Source organism: Ralstonia flatus, from assembly GCF_958439105.1.
Taxonomy (GTDB): domain Bacteria; phylum Pseudomonadota; class Gammaproteobacteria; order Burkholderiales; family Burkholderiaceae; genus Ralstonia; species Ralstonia flatus.
Genome location: NZ_CAUDLI010000002.1, coordinates 574,761 through 594,502, shown reverse-complemented (window position 1 = coordinate 594,502; position 19,742 = coordinate 574,761). Strand labels below are relative to the sequence as shown.

18 protein-coding genes are annotated in these 19,742 nt (G+C 65.5%); 8 read left to right on the top strand and 10 right to left on the bottom strand.

Translation table 11 applies throughout. The features are described 5' to 3' along the window. Positions 1–86: 86 nt before the first annotated feature. The gene (locus R2676_RS06415) at positions 87–1,145 is read right to left on the bottom strand and encodes a serine hydrolase family protein (protein WP_206273570.1); all 1,059 of its coding nucleotides are present in this window, start codon (positions 1,143–1,145) and stop codon (positions 87–89) included. An 893-nt stretch (positions 1,146–2,038) separates the two neighbouring features. Here R2676_RS06415 and R2676_RS06410 point away from each other — a divergent pair. Further along, positions 2,039–2,380 carry a DUF1488 family protein gene (locus R2676_RS06410; RefSeq protein ID WP_027679177.1) on the top strand — a complete coding sequence of 114 codons (342 nt, stop codon included), beginning with the start codon at positions 2,039–2,041 and terminating at the stop codon, positions 2,378–2,380. 101 nt (positions 2,381–2,481) lie between these two features. Here the strand turns inward: R2676_RS06410 and R2676_RS06405 are convergent, their stop codons facing one another. From R2676_RS06405 to R2676_RS06395, 3 genes are all read right to left on the bottom strand, one after another. Then, positions 2,482–4,179, bottom strand: coding sequence for an AMP-binding protein (locus R2676_RS06405; RefSeq protein WP_206273571.1), 1,698 nt, complete (start codon positions 4,177–4,179; stop codon positions 2,482–2,484). Positions 4,180–4,340: 161 nt separating this feature from the next. Continuing rightward, positions 4,341–4,862, bottom strand: a complete 522-nt coding sequence (locus R2676_RS06400; protein ID WP_102066175.1) for a hypothetical protein — start codon at positions 4,860–4,862, stop codon at positions 4,341–4,343. 143 nt (positions 4,863–5,005) lie between these two features. Continuing rightward, positions 5,006–5,890 carry a LysR substrate-binding domain-containing protein gene (locus tag R2676_RS06395; protein WP_039375943.1) on the bottom strand — a complete coding sequence of 295 codons (885 nt, stop codon included), beginning with the start codon at positions 5,888–5,890 and terminating at the stop codon, positions 5,006–5,008. A gap of 131 nt (positions 5,891–6,021) precedes the next feature. Here R2676_RS06395 and R2676_RS06390 point away from each other — a divergent pair, with 131 nt between their 5' ends. After that, positions 6,022–6,780, top strand: coding sequence for a sulfite exporter TauE/SafE family protein (locus tag R2676_RS06390; RefSeq protein WP_206273572.1), 759 nt, complete (start codon positions 6,022–6,024; stop codon positions 6,778–6,780). A 546-nt stretch (positions 6,781–7,326) separates the two neighbouring features. On the opposite strand, the gene R2676_RS06385 is transcribed toward R2676_RS06390, so the two are convergent. The 4 genes from R2676_RS06385 to R2676_RS06370 all read right to left on the bottom strand — a co-directional run bounded on the left by R2676_RS06385 (position 7,327) and on the right by R2676_RS06370 (position 11,885). Beyond that, a complete protein-coding gene (locus R2676_RS06385) occupies positions 7,327–7,833 on the bottom strand; it encodes a thioredoxin domain-containing protein (RefSeq protein ID WP_206273573.1) in 507 nt (168 codons plus the stop codon). Next, complete coding sequence (locus tag R2676_RS06380) at positions 7,830–9,083, bottom strand: sialidase family protein (RefSeq protein ID WP_206273574.1); 1,254 nt, start codon at positions 9,081–9,083, stop codon at positions 7,830–7,832. Before R2676_RS06380 ends, R2676_RS06385 begins: the two co-directional genes overlap by 4 nt. Next, the gene (locus R2676_RS06375) at positions 9,083–11,401 is read right to left on the bottom strand and encodes a TonB-dependent receptor (RefSeq protein ID WP_206273575.1); all 2,319 of its coding nucleotides are present in this window, start codon (positions 11,399–11,401) and stop codon (positions 9,083–9,085) included. Before R2676_RS06375 ends, R2676_RS06380 begins: the two co-directional genes overlap by 1 nt. Positions 11,402–11,483: 82 nt before the next feature. After that, positions 11,484–11,885, bottom strand: a complete 402-nt coding sequence (locus tag R2676_RS06370) for a DUF2946 domain-containing protein (protein ID WP_206273576.1) — start codon at positions 11,883–11,885, stop codon at positions 11,484–11,486. Between the two features lie 197 nt (positions 11,886–12,082). Between R2676_RS06370 and R2676_RS06365 the strand changes: the two genes are divergently transcribed. Further along, the gene (locus tag R2676_RS06365; protein ID WP_027679186.1) at positions 12,083–13,264 is read left to right on the top strand and encodes an ATP-binding protein; all 1,182 of its coding nucleotides are present in this window, start codon (positions 12,083–12,085) and stop codon (positions 13,262–13,264) included. Positions 13,265–13,352: 88 nt separating this feature from the next. Next, the gene (locus tag R2676_RS06360; protein ID WP_206273577.1) at positions 13,353–14,363 is read left to right on the top strand and encodes a TraB/GumN family protein; all 1,011 of its coding nucleotides are present in this window, start codon (positions 13,353–13,355) and stop codon (positions 14,361–14,363) included. 38 nt (positions 14,364–14,401) lie between these two features. Here R2676_RS06360 and R2676_RS06355 read toward each other — a convergent pair whose 3' ends face one another. Both R2676_RS06355 and R2676_RS06350 read right to left on the bottom strand, forming a co-directional pair. Next, positions 14,402–14,710 carry a DUF1272 domain-containing protein gene (locus tag R2676_RS06355; RefSeq protein WP_206273578.1) on the bottom strand — a complete coding sequence of 103 codons (309 nt, stop codon included), beginning with the start codon at positions 14,708–14,710 and terminating at the stop codon, positions 14,402–14,404. 21 nt (positions 14,711–14,731) lie between these two features. Next, a complete protein-coding gene (locus R2676_RS06350) occupies positions 14,732–15,685 on the bottom strand; it encodes a sugar-binding transcriptional regulator (protein WP_206273579.1) in 954 nt (317 codons plus the stop codon). 216 nt (positions 15,686–15,901) lie between these two features. Between R2676_RS06350 and R2676_RS06345 the strand changes: the two genes are divergently transcribed. From R2676_RS06345 to R2676_RS06330, 4 genes are read left to right on the top strand one after another with little or no spacing between them, the layout of a single operon-like run. Further along, on the top strand, positions 15,902–17,227 hold the full coding sequence (locus R2676_RS06345) for an ABC transporter substrate-binding protein (RefSeq protein ID WP_410482480.1): 1,326 nt from the start codon (positions 15,902–15,904) through the stop codon (positions 17,225–17,227). Positions 17,228–17,255: 28 nt separating this feature from the next. Continuing rightward, positions 17,256–18,209, top strand: coding sequence for a carbohydrate ABC transporter permease (locus tag R2676_RS06340; protein WP_410482476.1), 954 nt, complete (start codon positions 17,256–17,258; stop codon positions 18,207–18,209). Further along, positions 18,206–19,027 (top strand): carbohydrate ABC transporter permease, encoded by an 822-nt coding sequence (locus R2676_RS06335; protein WP_027679192.1) that lies wholly within the window; start codon positions 18,206–18,208, stop codon positions 19,025–19,027. Before R2676_RS06340 ends, R2676_RS06335 begins: the two co-directional genes overlap by 4 nt. Continuing rightward, the gene (locus R2676_RS06330; protein ID WP_206273581.1) at positions 19,024–19,740 is read left to right on the top strand and encodes an HAD family hydrolase; all 717 of its coding nucleotides are present in this window, start codon (positions 19,024–19,026) and stop codon (positions 19,738–19,740) included. The genes R2676_RS06335 and R2676_RS06330 overlap by 4 nt, the downstream gene beginning before the upstream one ends. The last annotated feature ends 2 nt before the right edge of the window (positions 19,741–19,742 follow it).

The window sequence follows — 19,742 nt, the reverse complement described above, 5'->3', positions numbered from 1 at the left end:
CCGAAGGCGCCCAGGGTGCCGACTGGATGCGGCGCCACCTTCAACCACGTTAGGCGATGGCTTGCCCGCTTGATCGACGGGGTCTGTCAGTCGGCGAAATCGGCGCTGCCGGCGCCTTCCGCAGGGTGCTGCGGCTTGCCGTCTGCAAAGGCACGGCGGATCAGTGCGCCGCATGCCGCGCTGCGCACATAGGCGCGTGGGCCGAGCGTCTCGCGTACCAGCATGCCGTAGTAGCGTTTGTCAGCGGTGATCCACGGATAGAAGCCGAATGCTCCGGCCGAGCTGAACGCGCCGTCGCCGCCGGGTTGGTCTTCGATCCAGTAGTTGAGCGCGTAGTGCCACGGCAGCGCGGCCGGCGTGCTGACCGCCGTCGGGCAGGTGCCCGGCTCGGTGCAGACGGCATGCTGGCCGAGCATTTTGCCGAGCTGGTATTCGCCGCGGATGAGGCGGCGCAAGAACTGCCCATAAGCCGCCGGCGTGGCGATCATCCCGCCGGCTGGCTCGGGCGCGAGGTAGCGGATGCCGAGCGGCTGGCCGCCGTCGCGCAGGCCGGGCGCATTGGCAAGCTGGCGGTCGAGGTCGTTGTTGAGCGCCTCGGCGTCGGCGCGGCCCAGGCCGAGATCGATCAGCAGCTTCTGGTCATGGCCGCCGTTGTAACTGAAACGCCCGACGTGCCCCGGGGTGAAAGTCGCGTTGCGACCGCGCTCAAAGCAGCTCTGCACCGTGTCATTACGATTGCACAGCAGCGGATTGAGCCCGTCGTAACCGGAGCGCATGGTGAGTGCATCGATTTCGGCAGGTGTGGGTTTGCCCTTGGCGCGTTCGACCACGTAGGCGCCAAACACCCATTTGGATGCCGATGCCAGCCGCACTGTCTTGTTGGCGCCGATGCGCTGGCCCTGCTGCCCGCGCATCAGCACGCCACCGGCGTCGCCAATTTCCCAGTAGTAATCGCCCAGATGCTGGCAGCTGGCCGCATGCGCCAAGGTCGACTCCACGGCGGCGCGGCGCGTTGCCAGGCTTGGCGGGGCAGCGAGCGCGGTGGTTGCTGCCACCCATGTAGCCGATGCCACCAGGGCGGCGCTCCCCAAACGCCCGAACCCTGCGAACGCCCTGATGTTCCGGGCGCGTCTTGCTTGCGTCATGTTGATGTCCTGCACGTTCTCTCATGCCTTGGCGGCCCGGCGGCACTGTACCGCAGCCGGCATTGCGTTCTTGCTGTTTTACGCTGGGCGCCCGCTTCTGTGCAGACTTGCAACATGGCCTGGCCCCAACGAAGGCGTATGACTGTATCGACGGTACCTTGCAGGCAGGTTGCGAAGCACGATCAACAGGGCATTTTGAAACGTAAGCGTTTGCGCGTCGATTAATCGTCTTTCGCTGGTGATGAATATCACTTCATATTCCCATCCCCGCTATGTCCTAAACCTCCCGTTTATGAGCCAAATGGAGGATAAGAATCATGCCAAGAGGCGCTGGCGGTCTGCATAGAGTGTCCTAGAATGCAACCGAAGAAAAGCAGAATTAAATAAAACTAAATACAGGCATCGACGAGCATTCGGGAGCGAGCCATGGGAACAATGAAACGGGGAACCGCGGGCTTCACCGCTCGCCTGGGGTGGGAACGCCACGCCGCCAATTGGCAGGTGATTCCTACGCGTCGGCGCCTTTTTCAAACGCGCCTCCCGACGCGCGCCTCTACCGTGTTTCTTTGGATGCTGGCCGTCTCGATCGCCATAGGGTTCGGGCTGCTGCACCGGTTGTGGTAACCATAAAAACATAAGCAAATTTTGTACGGGGAAGGTCGCAGCGCGAGGGCGAATCGCAGTCAAACACCGAATTGACAGACCGGCATAACGGCACCGAGGGACAGTCCGACCCGCTTCACTGGGTCAACCGCATCCGGATGGATTCAGCATCTGGAGCATCGTCATCCCTCCATTCGGAAATCACGCTCCTGCATGTGGCCACTACGCCGCGAAAGCGGCATGTGAGGTACGCCGCTCAACCGGCGCGCCTGGTCAATGGGGGGAGCATCATGAACATTTCATTTACCGGCAAGACCTTCAGGTCCGTAGGCGACCTGTTCTTCCAAGCCATCGTCGACGGCAAGGTCGTGAGCTGTTTCGTCACATCCGAAGCCCTGTCGCTCTGCGATTGCGCGCACCAGAAGATCACGGCCGAAGAGGTCTATCGAAATTACCGCGACTGGATTGAGCTGGCTGCGTCGGACCTGATCCGCGCCGGCTCGCTCGCGCCGGTCATCGTGCGCGGCCGCGACCTGGCCGCCTCACGCGCATCGCTGCCACACGGCGGTGTCCCCGCTTACGACCTGGATCGCGTGCGTCAACTGCGCCTGGTCCCTCGCTCGTCGCGCTGACGTCCCTCAGCGCTGGCGCAGCGGAACGTGCGGTCGGGGGGCCGCATGTTCCGTGGGTGCCAAAACGCCCAAACGCCAAAACACAGCGCGCACATCGCACATCAGTCGGTCGGGAAATCCTCTTCCCAATATTCCAGCAGGTTGCGTACGCCAGCGGTGCTCTCGCTGCGCGCGGCTTCACGCATGCGCAGTTCGACGCGCCGGATCTTGCCCGAGATGGTTTTGGGCAGATCGGCAAATTCGATGCGGCGCACGCGCTTGTATGAAGCCAATCGGCTGCGGCAAAAGCGGAGGATGTCGCGCGCCAGTTCCGGCCCGGCTTCATGCCCCGCGCGCAGCACCAGGAAGGCTTTCGGCACGGCCAGGCGCAGCGGGTCGGGGCTCGGCACAACGGCGGCTTCGGCGATGGCCGGGTGCTCGATCAGCACGCTCTCCAGCTCGAACGGGCTGACTCGGTAATCCGATGCCTTGAATACGTCATCGGCGCGGCCGACGTAGGTCAGGTAGCCGCTGGCATCGCGCGCCGCAATGTCGGAGGTGTGATACACGCCGCCGCGCATCGCTTCGGCAGTTTTGTCGGCGTTGCCGGCGTAGCCTTCCATCAGGCCGGTCGGCCGTGAATTCAATTCGATGCAGATCTCTCCCTCCTCCGCCTCGTGGCCGTCGGGGTCGCGCAGCGTGATGCGGTAGCCCGGCAGCGGCCGTCCCATCGAGCCCGCCTTGACGGGCTGCCCCGGGCTGTTGCCGATCTGGCAGGTGGTTTCGGTCTGGCCATAGCCGTCGCGGATGGTGATGCCCCACGCGGCACGCACCCGTTCGATCACCTCCGGGTTGAGCGGCTCGCCTGCTCCGACGAGTTCGCGCAGCGCTGGCTTCCACGCGGCCAGATCTTCCTGGATCAACATGCGCCACACCGTGGGCGGTGCGCACAGCGTCGTCACCTTGGCGCGGCAGAGCACGTCGAGCGCCGCCTTGGGTTCGAAGCGCGCGTAGTTGTAGATGAAGACGGTGGCGCCGGCATTCCATGGCGCAAAGAAGCAGCTCCACGCGTGCTTCGCCCAGCCGGGCGAGCTGATATTCCAGTGCACATCACCGGGGCGCAGGCCGATCCAGTACAGCGTGGACAGATGCCCGACCGGATAGCTCGCATGCGTATGCATCACGAGTTTGGGTTTCGACGTGGTGCCGGACGTGAAATACAGCAGCAACGGATCGCTGGCCTGCGTGGGCGCATCCGGCGTGAATTCGGCGGAGGCATCGTAGGCGTCTTCAAAGCGGTGCCAGCCGGCCGGCGCCTTTTCCGTACCGACCGCGATGCGCGTGAAGGTGCCCGAAACGGCGTCGAGCTTGGCGCAATCTGCCCCGCCCACCACCACGTGGCTCACCTCGCCCATGGCGATGCGTTCGCGCAGGTCTTCGGCGGTGAGCAGCGTCGTGGCCGGGATGATGACCGCGCCGATCTTGATGCTGGCGAGCATCACGTCCCAAAGCCCCGGCACATTGCCGAGCATGAGCAGGATGCGGTCACCGCGCTGCACGCCCAGCGCCCGCAAATGGTTGGCCACGCGCGCCGAGCGCTCGGCCATCTGCGCGAACGACAGGCGCGTCTCGTTGCCCTGATCGTCGACGACCCAGAGGGCGATGGCGTCGTTGCCGCGCGCCATGGTGTCGAAATAATCGAGCGCCCAATTGAAGCGGTCCAACGTGGGCCACGCAAAATCGCGCACGGCGGTGTCGTAATCCTCACGGTGCGCGAGCAGAAAGTCGCGGCACCGCAGGAAGGCATCCAGCGATGTCATGCCTGTCTCCTGAGGTTCGGAGCGTGTGATGCACGCTCCAACAGCACGCCTCGTCCGGGCGCTACAGTCCGGGCGCTACAGAAACGCACCTGCAACCGACATCGCCACTTATAGGAGGAATTCCTTCGCCAGACCAGCCCGGATTGTCCCGAGCCATGCGCTCATTGCGAGCGCGGCGGAAAGCGCAACGAACGGCCACCGCCCAGGCTCAGCCACGCCCAGGCCGTTGCGGCCATCACCACGCCCAGCACGACGATCCATTGCGCGCTGACGAGCATCAGCTCGATCGTGCCGGCCATGTCCGGCAAAATCTGCGGCCACGCGGGGGCAAGCCAGCCGTCGGCGTCGAACCATGCGCCGCGTCCGGCACCCGTGGCGAGTTCTACCGCCAGCAGCGCCGCGTTGATGGCCGCGAATGCCATGCCGCTGTGTGCCAGCAACCGGCTGAACACCGGCAGTTCGTACAACGGCTTCATATATTGGATGTGCCGCGTGAGCGACCACGCGCACACGATCAGCAACGCAACGCTGATGGCCACCATCGGCGCCGGGCTGCGCAGGCACACGCCCAGCGCGATCCACGCCAGCGCATTGATCTCGTGGCGCCGATAGATGCGCAGCGCACGCGCCGCGTGCAGCAGGCCGATCGGCGGAACACCTGGGGGAACACCGGCAGACGCCATGATGTGCTCCTTGAGCGGAGGGTTGGTGCGGCGCCGCACGTCAGTGGCTGGACGGCCCGCAACTGCTTGCAGTGTACCGACGCGTTTTCAGCGGCGCGAGTTCAAACAGCATCTCTCCGCCAAATGACGGACACGCACCCCGCTCAAGCCTCGCGCAAATGCTCGATCAGCTGGCGCGCAAAGACGGGCAGATCGTCGAAATGACGCACGCAGATCCGCAGCAGGCGCGTCGCCCAGGCATCGGTCAGGCGCACACGGCGGATGCCCATGGAGCGCTGCAGCCGGATCGCCGCATGTTCGGGGATGACGCCCACGCCCACGTTGCGTTCCACCATGCGGCAGACGGCGTCGAAGCTGCGCAACCGCACGCGGTATTTGAGCCGATGGCCGGCGCGCGCAGCATGCCCTGCCAGATACGCCTGCAATGCGTTGTCGCCCGTCAGGCCGACAAAATCTTCCTGCAAGGTTTCAACGAAGGCCAGCTCGCGGCGCTCGGCCAGCGGGTGGTCGCGCGCGGTCACCAGCACGAGGCGGTCGTGGCGGAACGGAAAGGTCTCCAGCCCCGACAAGTCGACCGCGTCGTTGACGATGCCGATGTCGGCGCGCCCCTGCGCAATCGCTTCGACAATCTCATGGCTGACCAGCTCTTCCAGGTCGATGTCCACTTCGGGATGCGCGGCGAGAAAAGCGCTGAGCGTTTCCGGCAGGAACTCCGTCATGGCGGCCGTGTTGGAAAGCAGCCGTACGTAGCCCTTCAAGCCACGCGCGTATTCGCCCAGCTCACCGCGCATGCGGTCCATCTGTTGGAGCACGACGCGGGCGTGGTGGACGAGCGTGCGGCCGGCCGCGGTCGTTTCCACGCCGCGCCGGTTGCGCGTGAGCAGCGGCACGCCCAGCGTGTCTTCCATCCCGCGGATGCGCGCGCTGGCCGACGCCAATGTCAGATGCGCGCGCTCGGCGCCCGCCGTGATGCTGCCGGCTTCAGCGGTGTGGAGGAAGAGTCGGAGGTCTGTGAGGTCGAAGCGCACGATGCGTCTCAAAGTTGGCGTCAGCCTCCGTCTTGCACTGAGGCTGGGTCAATGTATCGCACATTGTGACGGGGTCGCCAGTGCCTGAAACTGAGGCACCTAAAAACAAAACCGCTGAGACATCGCCCCCAATGGAATCCGCCACGCTGCTGCTTTTTGGCGCGGGCCTGCTCGCCGGCATGATGAATGCGCTGGCGGGCGGCGGCTCGTTTGTCACCCTGCCCGCGCTCATGTTCGCGGGTGTGCCGTCGGTCTTTGCCAATGCGTCGAGCACGGTCGCGCTGCTGCCCGGCGCGGCCACGTCGGCCTGGGCGTATCGCGCGGACTATCGCGGCTTCGGGCATGTCTCGATGCGCGCCATGGTCGCAATCAGCCTGGTGGGCGGACTGCTCGGCGCGCTGCTGCTGATGAACACGTCGTCTCGCGCGTTCGATTTCATCGTGCCGTGGCTGCTGCTGATCGGCTCGCTGGCGTTCACCTTCGGCAAGCAGGCCGGGGCATGGCTGCGCCGGCGTGTGCAGATCGGGCGCACCACGCTGCTGATCGCGCAAGGCGCGCTGGCCATCTATGGCGGCTACTTCGGCGGCGCGGTCGGGATCATGATGATGGCCGTCTGGGCCCTGTTTGGCCACGACGACATCAAAGCACTGAACGCCTCACGCACACTGCTGGTGGGTGCGACCAATCTTGTGGCGGTGGCCTGCTTTGCGCTGGCAAACATGGTGTGGTGGCCGCAGACGCTGGTCATGCTGGTGGCCGCGGCGCTGGGCGGTTATCTCGGCGCGCATGTCGGCAAGCGTTTGCCTGTGTCGGTGGTACGGGCGTTGATTTCCACTTTCGGTTTTTCGATGGCGGCGCTGCTGTTCTGGCGCGCCTGGTCGCACGCTTGAGCATGAGGAGAACCGCCATGTCGCACATGCAGCCTCATCCGACACGCCGCACGCCCGCACCGCGGGCCCATCGCGATCCGCTGCCCTGCCGTGTCACGCGCAGAGCCTGGCACGCCCACGGTGCCGAGACCCCATCTGCCGAACCGGAAATAGCGGGGGCGCAAGCGGTGTTCTACATCGCGCGTGGTATCGCGGTCTTGCTGGCCGCCGCGGCCGTAGGCCTGGGAGCCGCATCCAACGACGCGGAGCGCCCATCGACGGCATACCCCTCTTCTTCGCACGCGACAGCCCGCTGAGGGCGCGTTATCATCCGCCCCCGCCACCGCACAGTCCCGGGCAGTACAGATCCAGTATCGACCGGGCAAAGAAAAAGCCCGCGGGCCGGGGGGCGGGCGGGCTTAACATCTTCAGCCTTTGACGACGAAAGATGGTCGGGTGTGCTTTGTGAACGAGCAATGCGCCGGAATTCACAAAGCGAGGCCATTATAAAAAGTGCACGCCCCCCGCCATACCCCAACAACGAGGGGGGTCCGTGTCGTTTTCTGATTAATCCCCAAGCGCTGTTTCCAACATTCGGGGCGTCAGCAAGCCGCTCGATGCATGACGCTTGCCGTCCGGGCGCAGGATGATCGTGCGCGGCATCTCGCCCTGCCAACCGGGGTCGAGCGCGGCGCGCAGGCGTTCCGGCATGTCTTCGGCATTGGCGTATTGCGGCACGCGGGCAATGTCGATCTTCCTGTCGCGGGCCAGCGGCGCCAGGGCGCGGTTCAGCATCTCGGCCTGGTCGGGGCCGTCCATCGAGACCATCACCACATCCACATTCTTCTTGGCGGTGCGCCGCCATTGCGCGATACGGGCGACGTTCTCGCGGCAGTAGCTGCATTCCAACGACCAGATTTCGACGATGAGCGGGCGCGCCTGTGGTGTCTGCAGCAGTGCCGGCACATCGCGCGCATGCAGCGGCTGGAATTGCAGCGTGCCGGCGGCCTGCGCTGCAAAAGCGGCGGCGGCCAGCGCCACGCCCATCGCAAACGATTTCCATCGTCCCTTCATTTCGATGCCTCCAATGATGGATTGGACGGACTGACATTGCCGATATCGATCAGCCGGTAGCCCTCCGCCTGCGTGCGCCAAGACAAGTAGACACGGCCGTCGCGCGCGAGCAGTTGCGGGTGGTCGCTGCCGCCATTGGTGCTTGCCGCGCTGGCGGGCGCTGTCCAGTGCGCGCCGCCGTCCGTGGATTTGCGCAGCAGGATCTGCATGCGGTCGTCGGCAAACTGTTTCCAGACCAGCCACAGCGCGCCGTCCGCGGCGAGCAATGCGGGGTGCGATGCCTGCGCGCCGGCTTGTGGCGAACCGGCAAAACCCCAAGCCTCGCCGATCGGTTTGCCGCCGGCCGAGAGCCGGCTGTAGAACAGGCCGGGCTTGTCCTGCTGCACGGAGAACCACGCCATGTGCCGCACGCCATCGGCCGTGACGGCCAACGCGGGACCATGGTGCGGACACGCATCAACGCGCCACTCCGAGAACGTCGCGCGCGTGACGGCAAGCGGCGCATTACCAATCGGTAATGTTGCCAACGCGTGATCGCGAATCTGCCCCGCAAACACGTTGCGCCACAGGGCGAGCATGTGGCCGTCGGCATCGGGCGCGAGCGCAATGCGACAGCATTCGCAGGTCTGGTCGATGATCTTGCGCTCGGGCGCAAAGGTGGCGCCGCGGTCGGTCGAAACGGTGTAATACACCGCCGCGCCGTCATACGGCTGTTTGGCTGCCTGCGCGCGCAGGAGGTCGCGCTTGTCGATCCACGTGACGAAGATGCGGCCGGCGCTGTCGACAGCAATCGAATCGAAGCGGTGCGTGATCGGCTGGCGATCGTGATGGACCGTGACTGGCGCGCTCCACGTCTTGCCGCCGTCGAGCGAACGCGAGAAACGCACGAAGCCCGTATACGGCGCATCGAGCGGGCGCGACCAGCTCACATACAGCGCACCGTCCGGGCTGGCGATGACCTTCGGGCGGTTCTCGCCGTCGGTATAGATCGGTTCGGGTTGCAGGTTCACGCGCTGCGGCGCGGACAGCGTTTTGCCGAGATCGTCGGACGAAGCGACCACCACGTGCTGCCCTTCCGCCCACGTCACCCACAGCCGCCCTGCCTTGTCGAACGCGGCCGTCGTGGCGAGCTGCGGTTTGGCGGCCGGCTTGGCTGCCATGGCGCCGTGGTCGTGGCCTTCATGCGCGGCCGCCACCGTGGCAGCCAAGGCCAGCAGCGCACCGGCAAGGAATCGAGGAATCGACTGCATTACAGACGCCATTTCAGTTGCCCATAGAAGGTGCGCGACGGATACGGGTGGTACACGAAATACCGCCGATCGGTCAGGTTGTCGACGCCGAGCGCCAGCGTGACGTGCTTGTCGATACGGTAGCTGGCCTTGAGGTCCACGGTGAAGAAGCTGCTGGTGCCGCCGTAGACATTCGGCAGCACATCGGTGTTGTCGAGCGTGCCGTATTGGCGGCCGGAGTAACGCACGCCCGCGCCGACCGTCCAGCCGGGCGTGGCATGCCAACTCGCAAAGAGATTGGCACGCACGCGCGGCATGCGCGGCCAGGTCTTGTCGACGTAGGTCGGGTTGGCGGCGTCGGCCAGCGTCTTCGATTGCGTGAAGGCGACGTTGGCTTCGACGTCCACGCCACGCACGCCGGCGCCCTGCAAAACGTCCTGCCCCGAGTACGCCAGTTCGATGCCGCGCGTGCGCACGCGATCGACGTTCTGCACATTCGTCACGTTGGGCGTGACGGTGATGTTGGTCTGCGTGTAGATGCTGTCGCGCACGTCGCTCTGGAACAGGCTGGTACGCAGCACGCCGTAGGGCACAGCCTGCTCGACGGTGAAGTCGAAATCATTGGCGCGTTCAGGCTTGAGATTCGGATCGTTGTTGACGATCGTGTTGCCGCTGATCGTGCCCTGGAACAGCTCCGCCACCGTCGGAAAGCGCACCGCACGGCCGTACGACAGGCGCAGCAGCGTGTCTTGCGTCGCCTGCCACTGAATGGCGGCCTTGGGCGAAAACGCGTCTTCGGTGCGGCTGGCGTAGCCCAACGTGCTCGTGCCGTTGCCGAGCTGGCCGTTGTAGGCGCGCCAGCTTTCGTAGCGCAGGCCCAGCGTGGCGAGCCAGCGCGGCGCAAACGCCCACGCGTCCTGCAGGAAGACGGCCTGCGTTTGCGTGTCGCCCTGGTAGCTGGATTTCAACGTGGACAGCGTTTCCGCCGACCAGTTCGTCGCGTTGAAGGTCTGGTTGCGCAGGTGGTATTGGTCGTAGTGGTAACCGGTCGTGAAGGTATGGCCGGACACCGTGGGCGACGTCGCCTTGATGTCGAAGTTGGACCAGCCGGTGCCGTCGCCGTAGAACACCGTGCCGGGTCCATTGCCGGCCGCCGTGTTCGACGCGCGCAGGATGTCGCGCGAAACGTTGTAAGCGGAAGCGTTGGTGTCGATCTTCCAGCCGCCGATATTGCCCTTCACGCCCAGGCCGTAGAGCCAGTTTTCCTGGTCGCCGTTTTGCGGGGCGAAGGTGTTCGGGGCGATCGTGTATGGCGTGCCGTTGATCAGCACATTGCCGCCCGTGACGGTGTTGCCGGCCGCATCGCGCAGGAAGCTGAGCGCCTGGTCGTTGAAATGGTTCTCCCAATGGCCCAGCGTGAGCGATGCTTCCAGACTGTCGCTGAACACGTAGCCGAATCGCAGCGTCTCTTGCAGCTGCTGCGTGCGCTCGAGCATCTGGGGCCCGAGAATCACGCGGGGCTGGCCGTTGGGGCCAAGATCCTGCCGCGCACCCGTGACCGGCACGGGCGTGCCGCCCGCAGTGAACCTCGAGTTGGGCGTGGCGTATTGCATCGGCTGGCTGTCGTTCTCCAGCCGGTCGACCGACAGCGCATACCAGAACTTGCCGATCCGGTCGCCCAGCGACGCACTCTCGTGGTTGCCGGTGACATTGCGCGAAAAGCCGTAGGCATCGTTGTAGTGCTGGCTCATGATCTGCGTCTGCGCCGCGGCCTCGAACTTTTCGGGACGGCGCAACGTCATCGCAATGGTCGTGCCCATCGAGTTGCCCGGCAGCAGCGCAGAGAACGGCCCATACAGAATATCGACGCGCGCCAAGTCGTCCGGCCCGACCATCGACCAGCGCGGCGGGAAGCTGTAGCTCGACCCAAGCAGGTTCGAAAGCAGGATGCCGTCGGCATACAGCAGGCCCCGCGCACTTTGAATCTCGTTGAAGTCGCGGCCGGCGAAGATGGAGTTGCGGTCGCCAATGAAGCGGCGGCGCACCATCACGTTGGGCTGGTATTTGACGGCGTCTTCGGTGGTGACGACGTTGCGGTCGGCGAGCTGATCGGCCGTGACGCTTTGCACGACCGCCGGCGTATTGCGGGCGAACGGCGCGGGGTTGGCGTTGGCCCGCACCACGGTGGGCGCCAGTTCCTGTGTGACAGGCGGGGGTACGGATGCCGCATCGTCGGCGGCAAAAGCAGACAGCGGTGCCGCTGCGCCCAGCGCGAGCGCAGCACGGCACACCAGCGTGCGCTTAGGGGCAGCGGCCCCGGTGCGCTTGTGGAATGACATCGGAAAGGTCTCCGGATTGCGATGGCGTCGGCCCAAGCAGGGCCGAACGCAAAAGCGCCACGGCGTTACGTCCGCAGGCGCGTCAGATCGACAACGACGGAGATACAGGAGGCGCGCGCGACTCGGCCACGCGCAACGCACTGCGCGCGTACACGGGCGCCGGGGTGGCCGGCTGCCGCACGCGATAGATGAAATGGGCGGAAGGAACATCCAACGCCGGCAACGAGGCCAGCGCCAGCCCGGCAGCAAACCCCGGGCAATACAGACAGTGCGCCACGCTGTGGTGGGCGGCCGAATTGTCGGCGGAGCCATCGCCTTGCAGATCGATGGCGACCTGCACGGTGCTGCCATGCGGGGCCGTTGCGCTGCACAGCTCGACGTCGAGCGTGCCCGTGGCCGCCGCGCGTGCGGAGGCGAGCACCGGCGACAGTACGTTCAGTACGATCGCAAGCCAGACGAGGAAGAGCCAACGGCGATGGAGCATGGATAGGCAACGTCAGAATGTGTGGAGTATAGCGCTGCACACAGTTCCCCGAATTGCCTGCGGCACAGTGCCGCGCAATCGCAAATCGGCGGAGCCGACTGCTATCCGGCCGGCAATTCGGGCGGAATTAGCCTTAATTATTGAATCGACTATAATTTATACCGACTTCTATAATCGAGTCTAAAACAGGGCTTTCCATGGATTCCGACACTGATACCGGCCGCTTCAACTTCCACCGCCAGGACCTCGCCAACACGCTGTGCGACAGCCTGGAAGGCAAGGGCTTGGCCGATGCGCGCTCCGGCCTGTTCCTGGCGGCGCCCCGGCGCACCGGCAAAAGCACGTTCCTGCGCGAAGACCTGGTGCCGGAGGTCGAGCGCCGCAAGTGGATCGCCATCTACGTAGATTTATGGGCCGACCGCGCCCGCGACCCCGGCCTGCTGATCGCCGACGCCATCAAATCGAAGCTGGCCCAGTTCGACGGCCCGATCGCGAAGCTCGCCAAGCAGGCCGGCATGGAGAAGGTCGACGTGTTGCGTACGTTCACGTTCAACCTCGGCAAGATCGGGCTGCCGCCGGGCATCACCCTGGCCGACGCGCTCGATGTGCTCTACAAGGCGGTGCAGCGGCCCGTCGTGCTGATCATCGACGAGGCGCAGCACGCGCTGTCCACTGAGGCCGGCACCAACGCCATGTTCGCGCTCAAGGCCGCGCGCGACCAGATGAACCAGGGCGTGGTCGAACCGCGCCTCTTCCTCGTCTTTACGGGGTCGAACCGCGACAAGCTCGCCAACCTGCTGCTCAATCGCACCCAGCCGTTTTTCGGCTCGCGCGTGACCAACTTCCCGCTGCTGGGGCGGCCATATGTGTCGGCGTACACGGCGTGGGTCAACCAGCACCTGGCGCCGAACAACCAGTTCAAGGAAGACGACATGTTTGCCGCCTTCCAGCTCGTCGGGCATCGGCCGGAGATGCTCAAGGGCATCGTCAGCGAGATCGCCCTGGAGCTGGGTGAAGCCGCCAGCCTGGGCGAGCTGCTCAAGCGCGGCGCGCAGGGTTTTCGGGACCGCATCTGGGGCGAGATCGAAAGCGATTACAGCGCACTGACCGAAATCCAGCGCGCCGTGCTGGCGGTGCTGATCGAGCGCGGGCAAGGCTATTCGCCGTTTTCGGAAGAGTCGATGAAGGCGTATGCGGCCAAGCTGGGCCACAGCGAGTTTTCTACCGCCACGGTGCAGGCCGCGCTGGACGCGCTGCGCGACAAGAACCTGATCTGGAAGGAATCCCGCGGCGCCTACGCGCTGGAAGACGAAAGCCTGGCGTTGTGGTTTCGTGAGACGCGTGGCGCGCATGCCGTGCCGCCGAAGCTGAGCGAATAGCGCGTCTGAGGCGATCATCCCGCGGCACGCAATGGCTTGCGCCCGCTACACTGGACAGACGACACAACAATATTCGGGGAGCAGCCAAATGGCACGCAATCACACCACGTGGCGCGCGCTCGCGGCCGCGTTTTTCCTATTCGCAGGCGTCGGCACGGCTGTCGCGCAAGACGCCACGCCGGCATCGGCTCCGAACTGTCCGCCACCCGCCTCCAGCTTCATCCCCAAGGACGGCTGGGCCGCCGCCGCGCAACGCGCGACCGACCACGGCCTGCTTTGGCGCATCGAAAAGAATGGTCACACCTCGTGGCTCTACGGCACGATCCACGTTGCGCGGGCCGACTGGATGCTGCCCGGCCCCACCGTGCGCAGCGCGCTTCAGCAAGTCGACAGCATCGCGCTCGAACTCGACCTGCTCGACAAGGACGCCGACCGCAAGCCGCTGACCGCGCACAACAGCGCAGAAGACCGCCGGCTCCTGACCGGCCGTCGCGGCGAACGCTTCAACAAACTGCTGTCCGCGGCGTGCCTGCCCGACACGGCCCTCACACAGATCCGCAAGTTCCAGCCGACCATGCAGCTGGCCTCGCTGGCGGTGCTGGGGGTGCGCACGGACGGGCTCTATCCCGATTTCGGCATCGACCTGTTTCTCACCACCTACGCCAAGAGCGTGCACCTGCCGATCGTGCCGCTCGAAACGCTGGCGCAGCAGGTGCGTGTGCTCAACGAGATCGTGCCGAAGAACGAGGTTGCGCAGCAGTTCGATACCGTGCTCGACGCGATTGAATCCGGCGAGGCGCGCACGCAGACGCTCACACTCGCCAATGCCTGGGCCGACAGCGACCTCAGTACGCTCGAGCACTACCCGCAATGGTGCGATTGCCTGAAGACGGCGTCGGACAAACGCGCCTTCCAGCGCCTGGTGACGAACCGCAATCGCGCCATGGCCGAGAACATTGCGCGCGTGCACAACAGCGGCCAGCGTGTGTTTGGCGCCGTGGGGGCGCTGCACATGATCGGGCCGAAAGGGATTCCGGCGCTGCTGGCGGCACGCGGGTACAAGGTCACTCCGGTATTGCCGGCACCCGAGCCGCGTTAGGCCGCGCGCGTTTTCGCTGTCCGGTCAGCGCTATTCGGTCAGCGCTTTTCCGGCGGCGTCGATCCAACGGCCGCCGCCAGTTCGGCATGCGCGGCCAAGTCCGCCCGGCGATGCTTGACCGTCGTACTTGCCGGATACTTGCCCAGGAAGTTGCCGTTCTTCCAATCCTTCGACGGGCGGATCGGCCGCGCCGTAAAACCGCCGCCGCAGTTCGGGCAGACATTGCCGAACACGCCGTCCGCGCAGGTCGCGCAGAACGTGCATTCGAATGAACAGATGCGCGCGTGGGTCGCGTCGGGCGGCAGTGCGGTGTTGCAGTGTTCGCAGGTCGGGCGGAGTTCGAGCATCGCGTCCTCGGTGTGGTGGGTTCAGTCCAATGCAGCCAGGATGCGTTGCGCGCAGGCTTCGTCGGTCACCAGACCGGTCAGCCAGCCGCCTCGCAACGCCGCCCCAATCGCGCCCGCCTTCGCCACGCTGCCGGCAACGGCGATGACGGGGCGAGACGGCATCGGCTTGAGCGGCAAGCTGGTAATGCGGGTCTGCAACGGCACATCGAGCAAACGGCCCTGGGCATCGATCGGCCGGCCGATCAGTTCGCCCGCGGCGCCATGGGCGAGCAGATCGTCAACATCCTTCGCGCTGATAAAGCCGTCGACCTGCAATGGGCAACCCGGCCCGATCGTGCCGACACCGATGAAGGTGACATCCGCCTGCGCTGCCAGATCGGCCACCACCCCGTAGAGCCGGTGGTGGCACCACTGGCGCGTGTCTTCGGCGCTGTCGGCAACGAGCGGCGCGGGCAGCAGGTAGTAGCGGCTGCGGGTTTTCTCCGCGGCGGCAAGCGCAACGTCGTAGCGGTTGGACGACCCATCCGCCGCAATCGCCCCGACCATCGAGACGATGCGGTGTTGCGGCCGGTCAAGGTCGGGCAGTTGGTCGATCGCGGCGCGCAGCGTGCGGCCGGAGCCGACATTCACCACGCGCGGCGCGTCGGCCAGCAGGTGGCGCTCCATGATTTCCGTAGCGGCCACGGCAATCATGCGTTGGGCGGCGTCGGCGTCGTCGGCATTGGCGGGCACCACGTGGCAGGTCTCCAGCCGGAAACGGCTGCGCAGGCTCTCGGCCAACTCCAGACACGTCGACACCGGGTGCGTCACGCGCACCTTCACCAGCCCGTGCTCCACCGCATAGGCGACCAGCCGCTGGGCGATCTGGCGCGACACGCCCAACTGCTCGGCGATGTCGTGTTGCGTGTGGTTGCCCACGTAATAGAGCCACGCCGCGCGGGCGGCCTGGTCTCGCTTCTCTTGCTGCTTGGACACGCAGCGCCTCCTCTAAAACCTCGGCGATATGGGATGCATCGTAGCGTGCTTTTGCTCTTTCAACGAGCATTTGCTTGACAAGCGCAACATCGCATCCGATTATTTGCTCACAACACGGACAATTGCTCAAATCCCGAAGCAAGTCCAGGCGGTGCGCCCGCATCGCCACATTCCAAGAAAGGAGACGACTGCATGTTCCGCACGCTTCTGCGCGGGATGGCCCGCCCATCCCGGCTACTCAAGCTGACCGCCTTCGCTGCCCTCCCGGCCTTCACCGCCATTTCCGCGCACGCCGCGCCCACCACGCTCACCATCGCCACGATCAACAACCCCGACATGATCGTGCTGCAGAAACTGTCGAGCCAGTTCGAGCAGGCGCATCCCGATATCAAACTCCGCTGGGTCACGCTGGAAGAAGGCGTGCTGCGCCAGCGCGTGACCACCGACATCGCGACCGGCAGCGGCCAGTTCGACCTGATGACGATCGGCGGCTATGAAGCGCCGCTGTGGGCCAAGAAGGGCTGGCTCACACCGCTGGACATGCCCGCCAGCTACGACACGGCTGACCTGCTGCCGACGGTGCGCGACGGCCTCTCGCAGGGCGGCAAGCTGTTCGCCGTGCCCTTCTATGCCGAAAGCTCGATGACGTATTACCGGCGTGATCTCTTCAGCGCGGCCGGCCTGAAGATGCCCGAGCAGCCCACGTATGACGACATCGCAAAGTTCGCCGCCAAGCTCCACGACCCGGCCAAGGGCGTGTACGGCATCTGCCTGCGCGGTCGTGCGGGCTGGGGCGAAAACATGGCGCTGGTATCCACCATGGTCAACACGTTCGGCGGCCGCTGGTTCGACGAGAAATGGCAGCCGACGATCGATACGCCGCAGTGGAAACAGGCGGTCAACACGTATGTCGACCTGCTGAAGAAATACGGCCCGCCCGGTGCAAGCAGCAACGGCTTCAACGAAAACCTGGTGCTGTTCTCGGGCGGCAAGTGCGGCATGTGGATCGACGCCACCGTCGCGGCCGGCATGGTCAGCAGCGCGAAGGATTCCAAGGTGGCCGACAAGGTGGGCTTTGCGAATGCGCCCATCGCCAGCACGCCCAAGGGCTCGCACTGGCTGTGGATCTGGGCGCTCGCGGTGCCGAAGTCGTCGAAATCGCCGGAGGCTGCCAAGACGTTCGCGGCCTGGGCGACATCGAAGGATTACATCCGCGCCGTGGCCAAGGCGCAGGGCTGGGGCGAGGTGCCGCCGGGCACGCGCGCGTCGACGTATGACGACCCCGCCTACCAGAAAGCCGCGCCGTTCTCGGGCTTCGTGCGCCACGCCATCGAAACGGCCAACCCGAACGATCCGTCCGCACAGAAAGTGCCCTACACCGGCGTGCAGTTCGTGACGATTCCGGAGTTCCAGTCGCTGGGCACGGTGGTCGGCCAGGCGATTGCCGGCGCGCTCACGGGCAAGACGACGGTGGACGACGCGCTGCGTGTCTCGCAATCGCAGGCGCAGCGTGCGATGCGCCAAGGCGGCTATCTGAAGTGATGCAGCCGCTGCTGCGCCCGGAGGTGTCATGGAACATGTATTGGAGTCGCGGGTGAACGGCATGGGCGGCACGCCGTCACCCGCCCAGCCCGTACAACCACAAAACGGCGCGCGGCGCTGGCTGCCGACGCTGCTGGTGTCGCCGTCGGTGCTGGTGCTGCTGTTGTGGATGACGGTGCCGCTGGCGATGACGCTGTATTTCTCCGTCAGCCGCTACAACCTGCTCACCCCCGATCAGACCGGCCTGGCAGGGCTTGACAACTACCGCTTCCTGATCGAGGACCCCGCCTTCTGGCCGGCCATCGGCAACACGCTGGTGCTGATCGGCTCGGTGCTGGTGATCAGCGTCGTGGCCGGCACGCTGCTGGCGGTGCTGTTCGACCAGCCGTTCGCGGGGCGCGGTGTGGCACGCATTCTCGTGATCAGCCCGTTCTTCGTCATGCCGACAGTAGCGGCGCTCATCTGGAAGAACATGATGCTGCACCCGGTCTACGGCCTGGCCGCCTGGGTGGCGCGCCTGTTCGGGGCCGAGCCAGTGGACTGGCTAGCGACGCATCCGATGCTCTCCGTGATCATCATCGTGGCGTGGCAGTGGACGCCGTTTGCCTTCCTGATTCTGCTGACGGCGCTGCAATCGCTCGACCCCGAGCAGAAGGAAGCCGCGCAGCTCGACGGCGCGAGCCCCGTGCGCATCTTCTGGCACATCGTACTGCCGCACCTGAAGCGCGCGATCGCGGTGGTGGTGATGATCGAGACCATCTTCCTGCTGTCGATCTTTGCCGAGATCCACACCACCACCGCGGGCGGCCCCGGCACGGCCACGACCAACCTCGCCTACTTCGTCTACAGCCTCGGCCTGCAGCAGTTCGACATCGGCATTGCGTCGGCCGGCGGCATCGTGGCCGTGGTGCTGGCAAACGTGGTGGCGTTCTTCCTGGTCCGCATGCTGGCCCGCAACCTGAAGGGAGTGCACGAGCAATGAGCACCCTCACCTCAACCTGGCGCACGCGGCTGGCCGGTGTGCTGGCGTGGGCGATTGCCCTGGCGCTGTTCTTCCCCATCGCCTGGGCAGCGCTGACCGCCTTCAAGACCGAGCAGGACGCCTATACGCCCACGCTCCTGTTCACGCCGACGCTCGACAGCTTCCGCGAGGTGCTGGAGCGCGCGCATTACCCGAGCTTCCTCGGCAACTCGCTGGCGGTGTCGATCATCTCCACGCTGCTGGCCCTGGCGATTGCCATTCCGGCGGGCTATGCGATGGCGTTCTTCCCGAACAAGCGCACGCAGCAGGTGCTGCTGTGGATGCTGTCGACCAAGATGATGCCGGCCGTGGGCGTGCTGCTGCCGGTGTACCTGCTGGCAAAGACGGCGGGGCTGCTGGATTCCATCACCGCGCTCGTCATCGTCTACACGCTCGCCAACCTGCCGATTGCCGTGTGGATGGTCTTCACCTACTGCAACGACGTGCCGCGCGAAATTCTGGAAGCCGCGCGCATGGACGGCGCCAACCTCTGGCAGGAACTCGTCTACGTGCTGCTGCCGACGATGCTGCCGGGCCTGGCCTCCACCGCGCTGCTCCTGCTGATCCTGTCGTGGAACGAAGCCTTCTGGAGCCTGAACCTGACGAGCATCGACGCCGCGCCGCTCACCGTGTTCATCGCGTCGTACTCGAACCCCGAGGGGCTGTTCTGGGCGAAGCTGTCGGCGGCCTCGGTTCTGGCCATTGCGCCGATCCTCGTGCTCGGTTGGCTGGCACAACGGCAACTCGTGCGTGGCCTGACATTCGGGGCCGTGAAATGACGCCACATGCCAGCGAATATGCCAACGCGCGCGCCCCCGCCTACCTGATCTGCGATTGCGACGGCGTGCTGATCGACAGCGAATCGGTGGCGTTGCGCGCACTGATCCGCACGCTCGGCCCGCACGTACCGCATCTCTCATCCGCCGCGCTGGAAGAAGTACTGGAGCCGCGCCTGGGCATGAACACGATGGCGCTGCTGACGGAGCTGCAGAGCAGCATCGGCTTTCATCTGTCCGACACGCAACTGGCCGGCGTGCTGGCCGATGTCGAACACGACTGCGCCACGCAATCGCAGCCGGTGCCCGGCATTGCCAACCTGCTGGCCGCGCTGCCGCAGCCCAAGGCCGTCGCCAGCAACAGCAGCCGTCCGCGCATTGAAGCAAGCCTGCGCAGAGCGGGCCTGCTCGATGTGTTCGGCCCGCACATCTATAGCGCCAATGAAACACCGCGGCCCAAGCCGGCACCGGATGTGTACCTCGCCGCCTGCGCGGGCCTGGGCGCCAGCCCCGCGCAATGCCTCGTCATTGAAGACAGCGACACCGGCGTGCGCGCCGCCCGCGCGGCCGGCCTGACCGTATTCGGCTTTGCCGGCGTCGCACATGTACCGGCAGTTGCCACACAGCGCCTGCTGGCTGCCGGCGCGCGCCACGTCTTTACCGACATGCGGGCACTGGCCGACGCGCTGACGTCAACGCTCGCCACGCCCGCCTGATC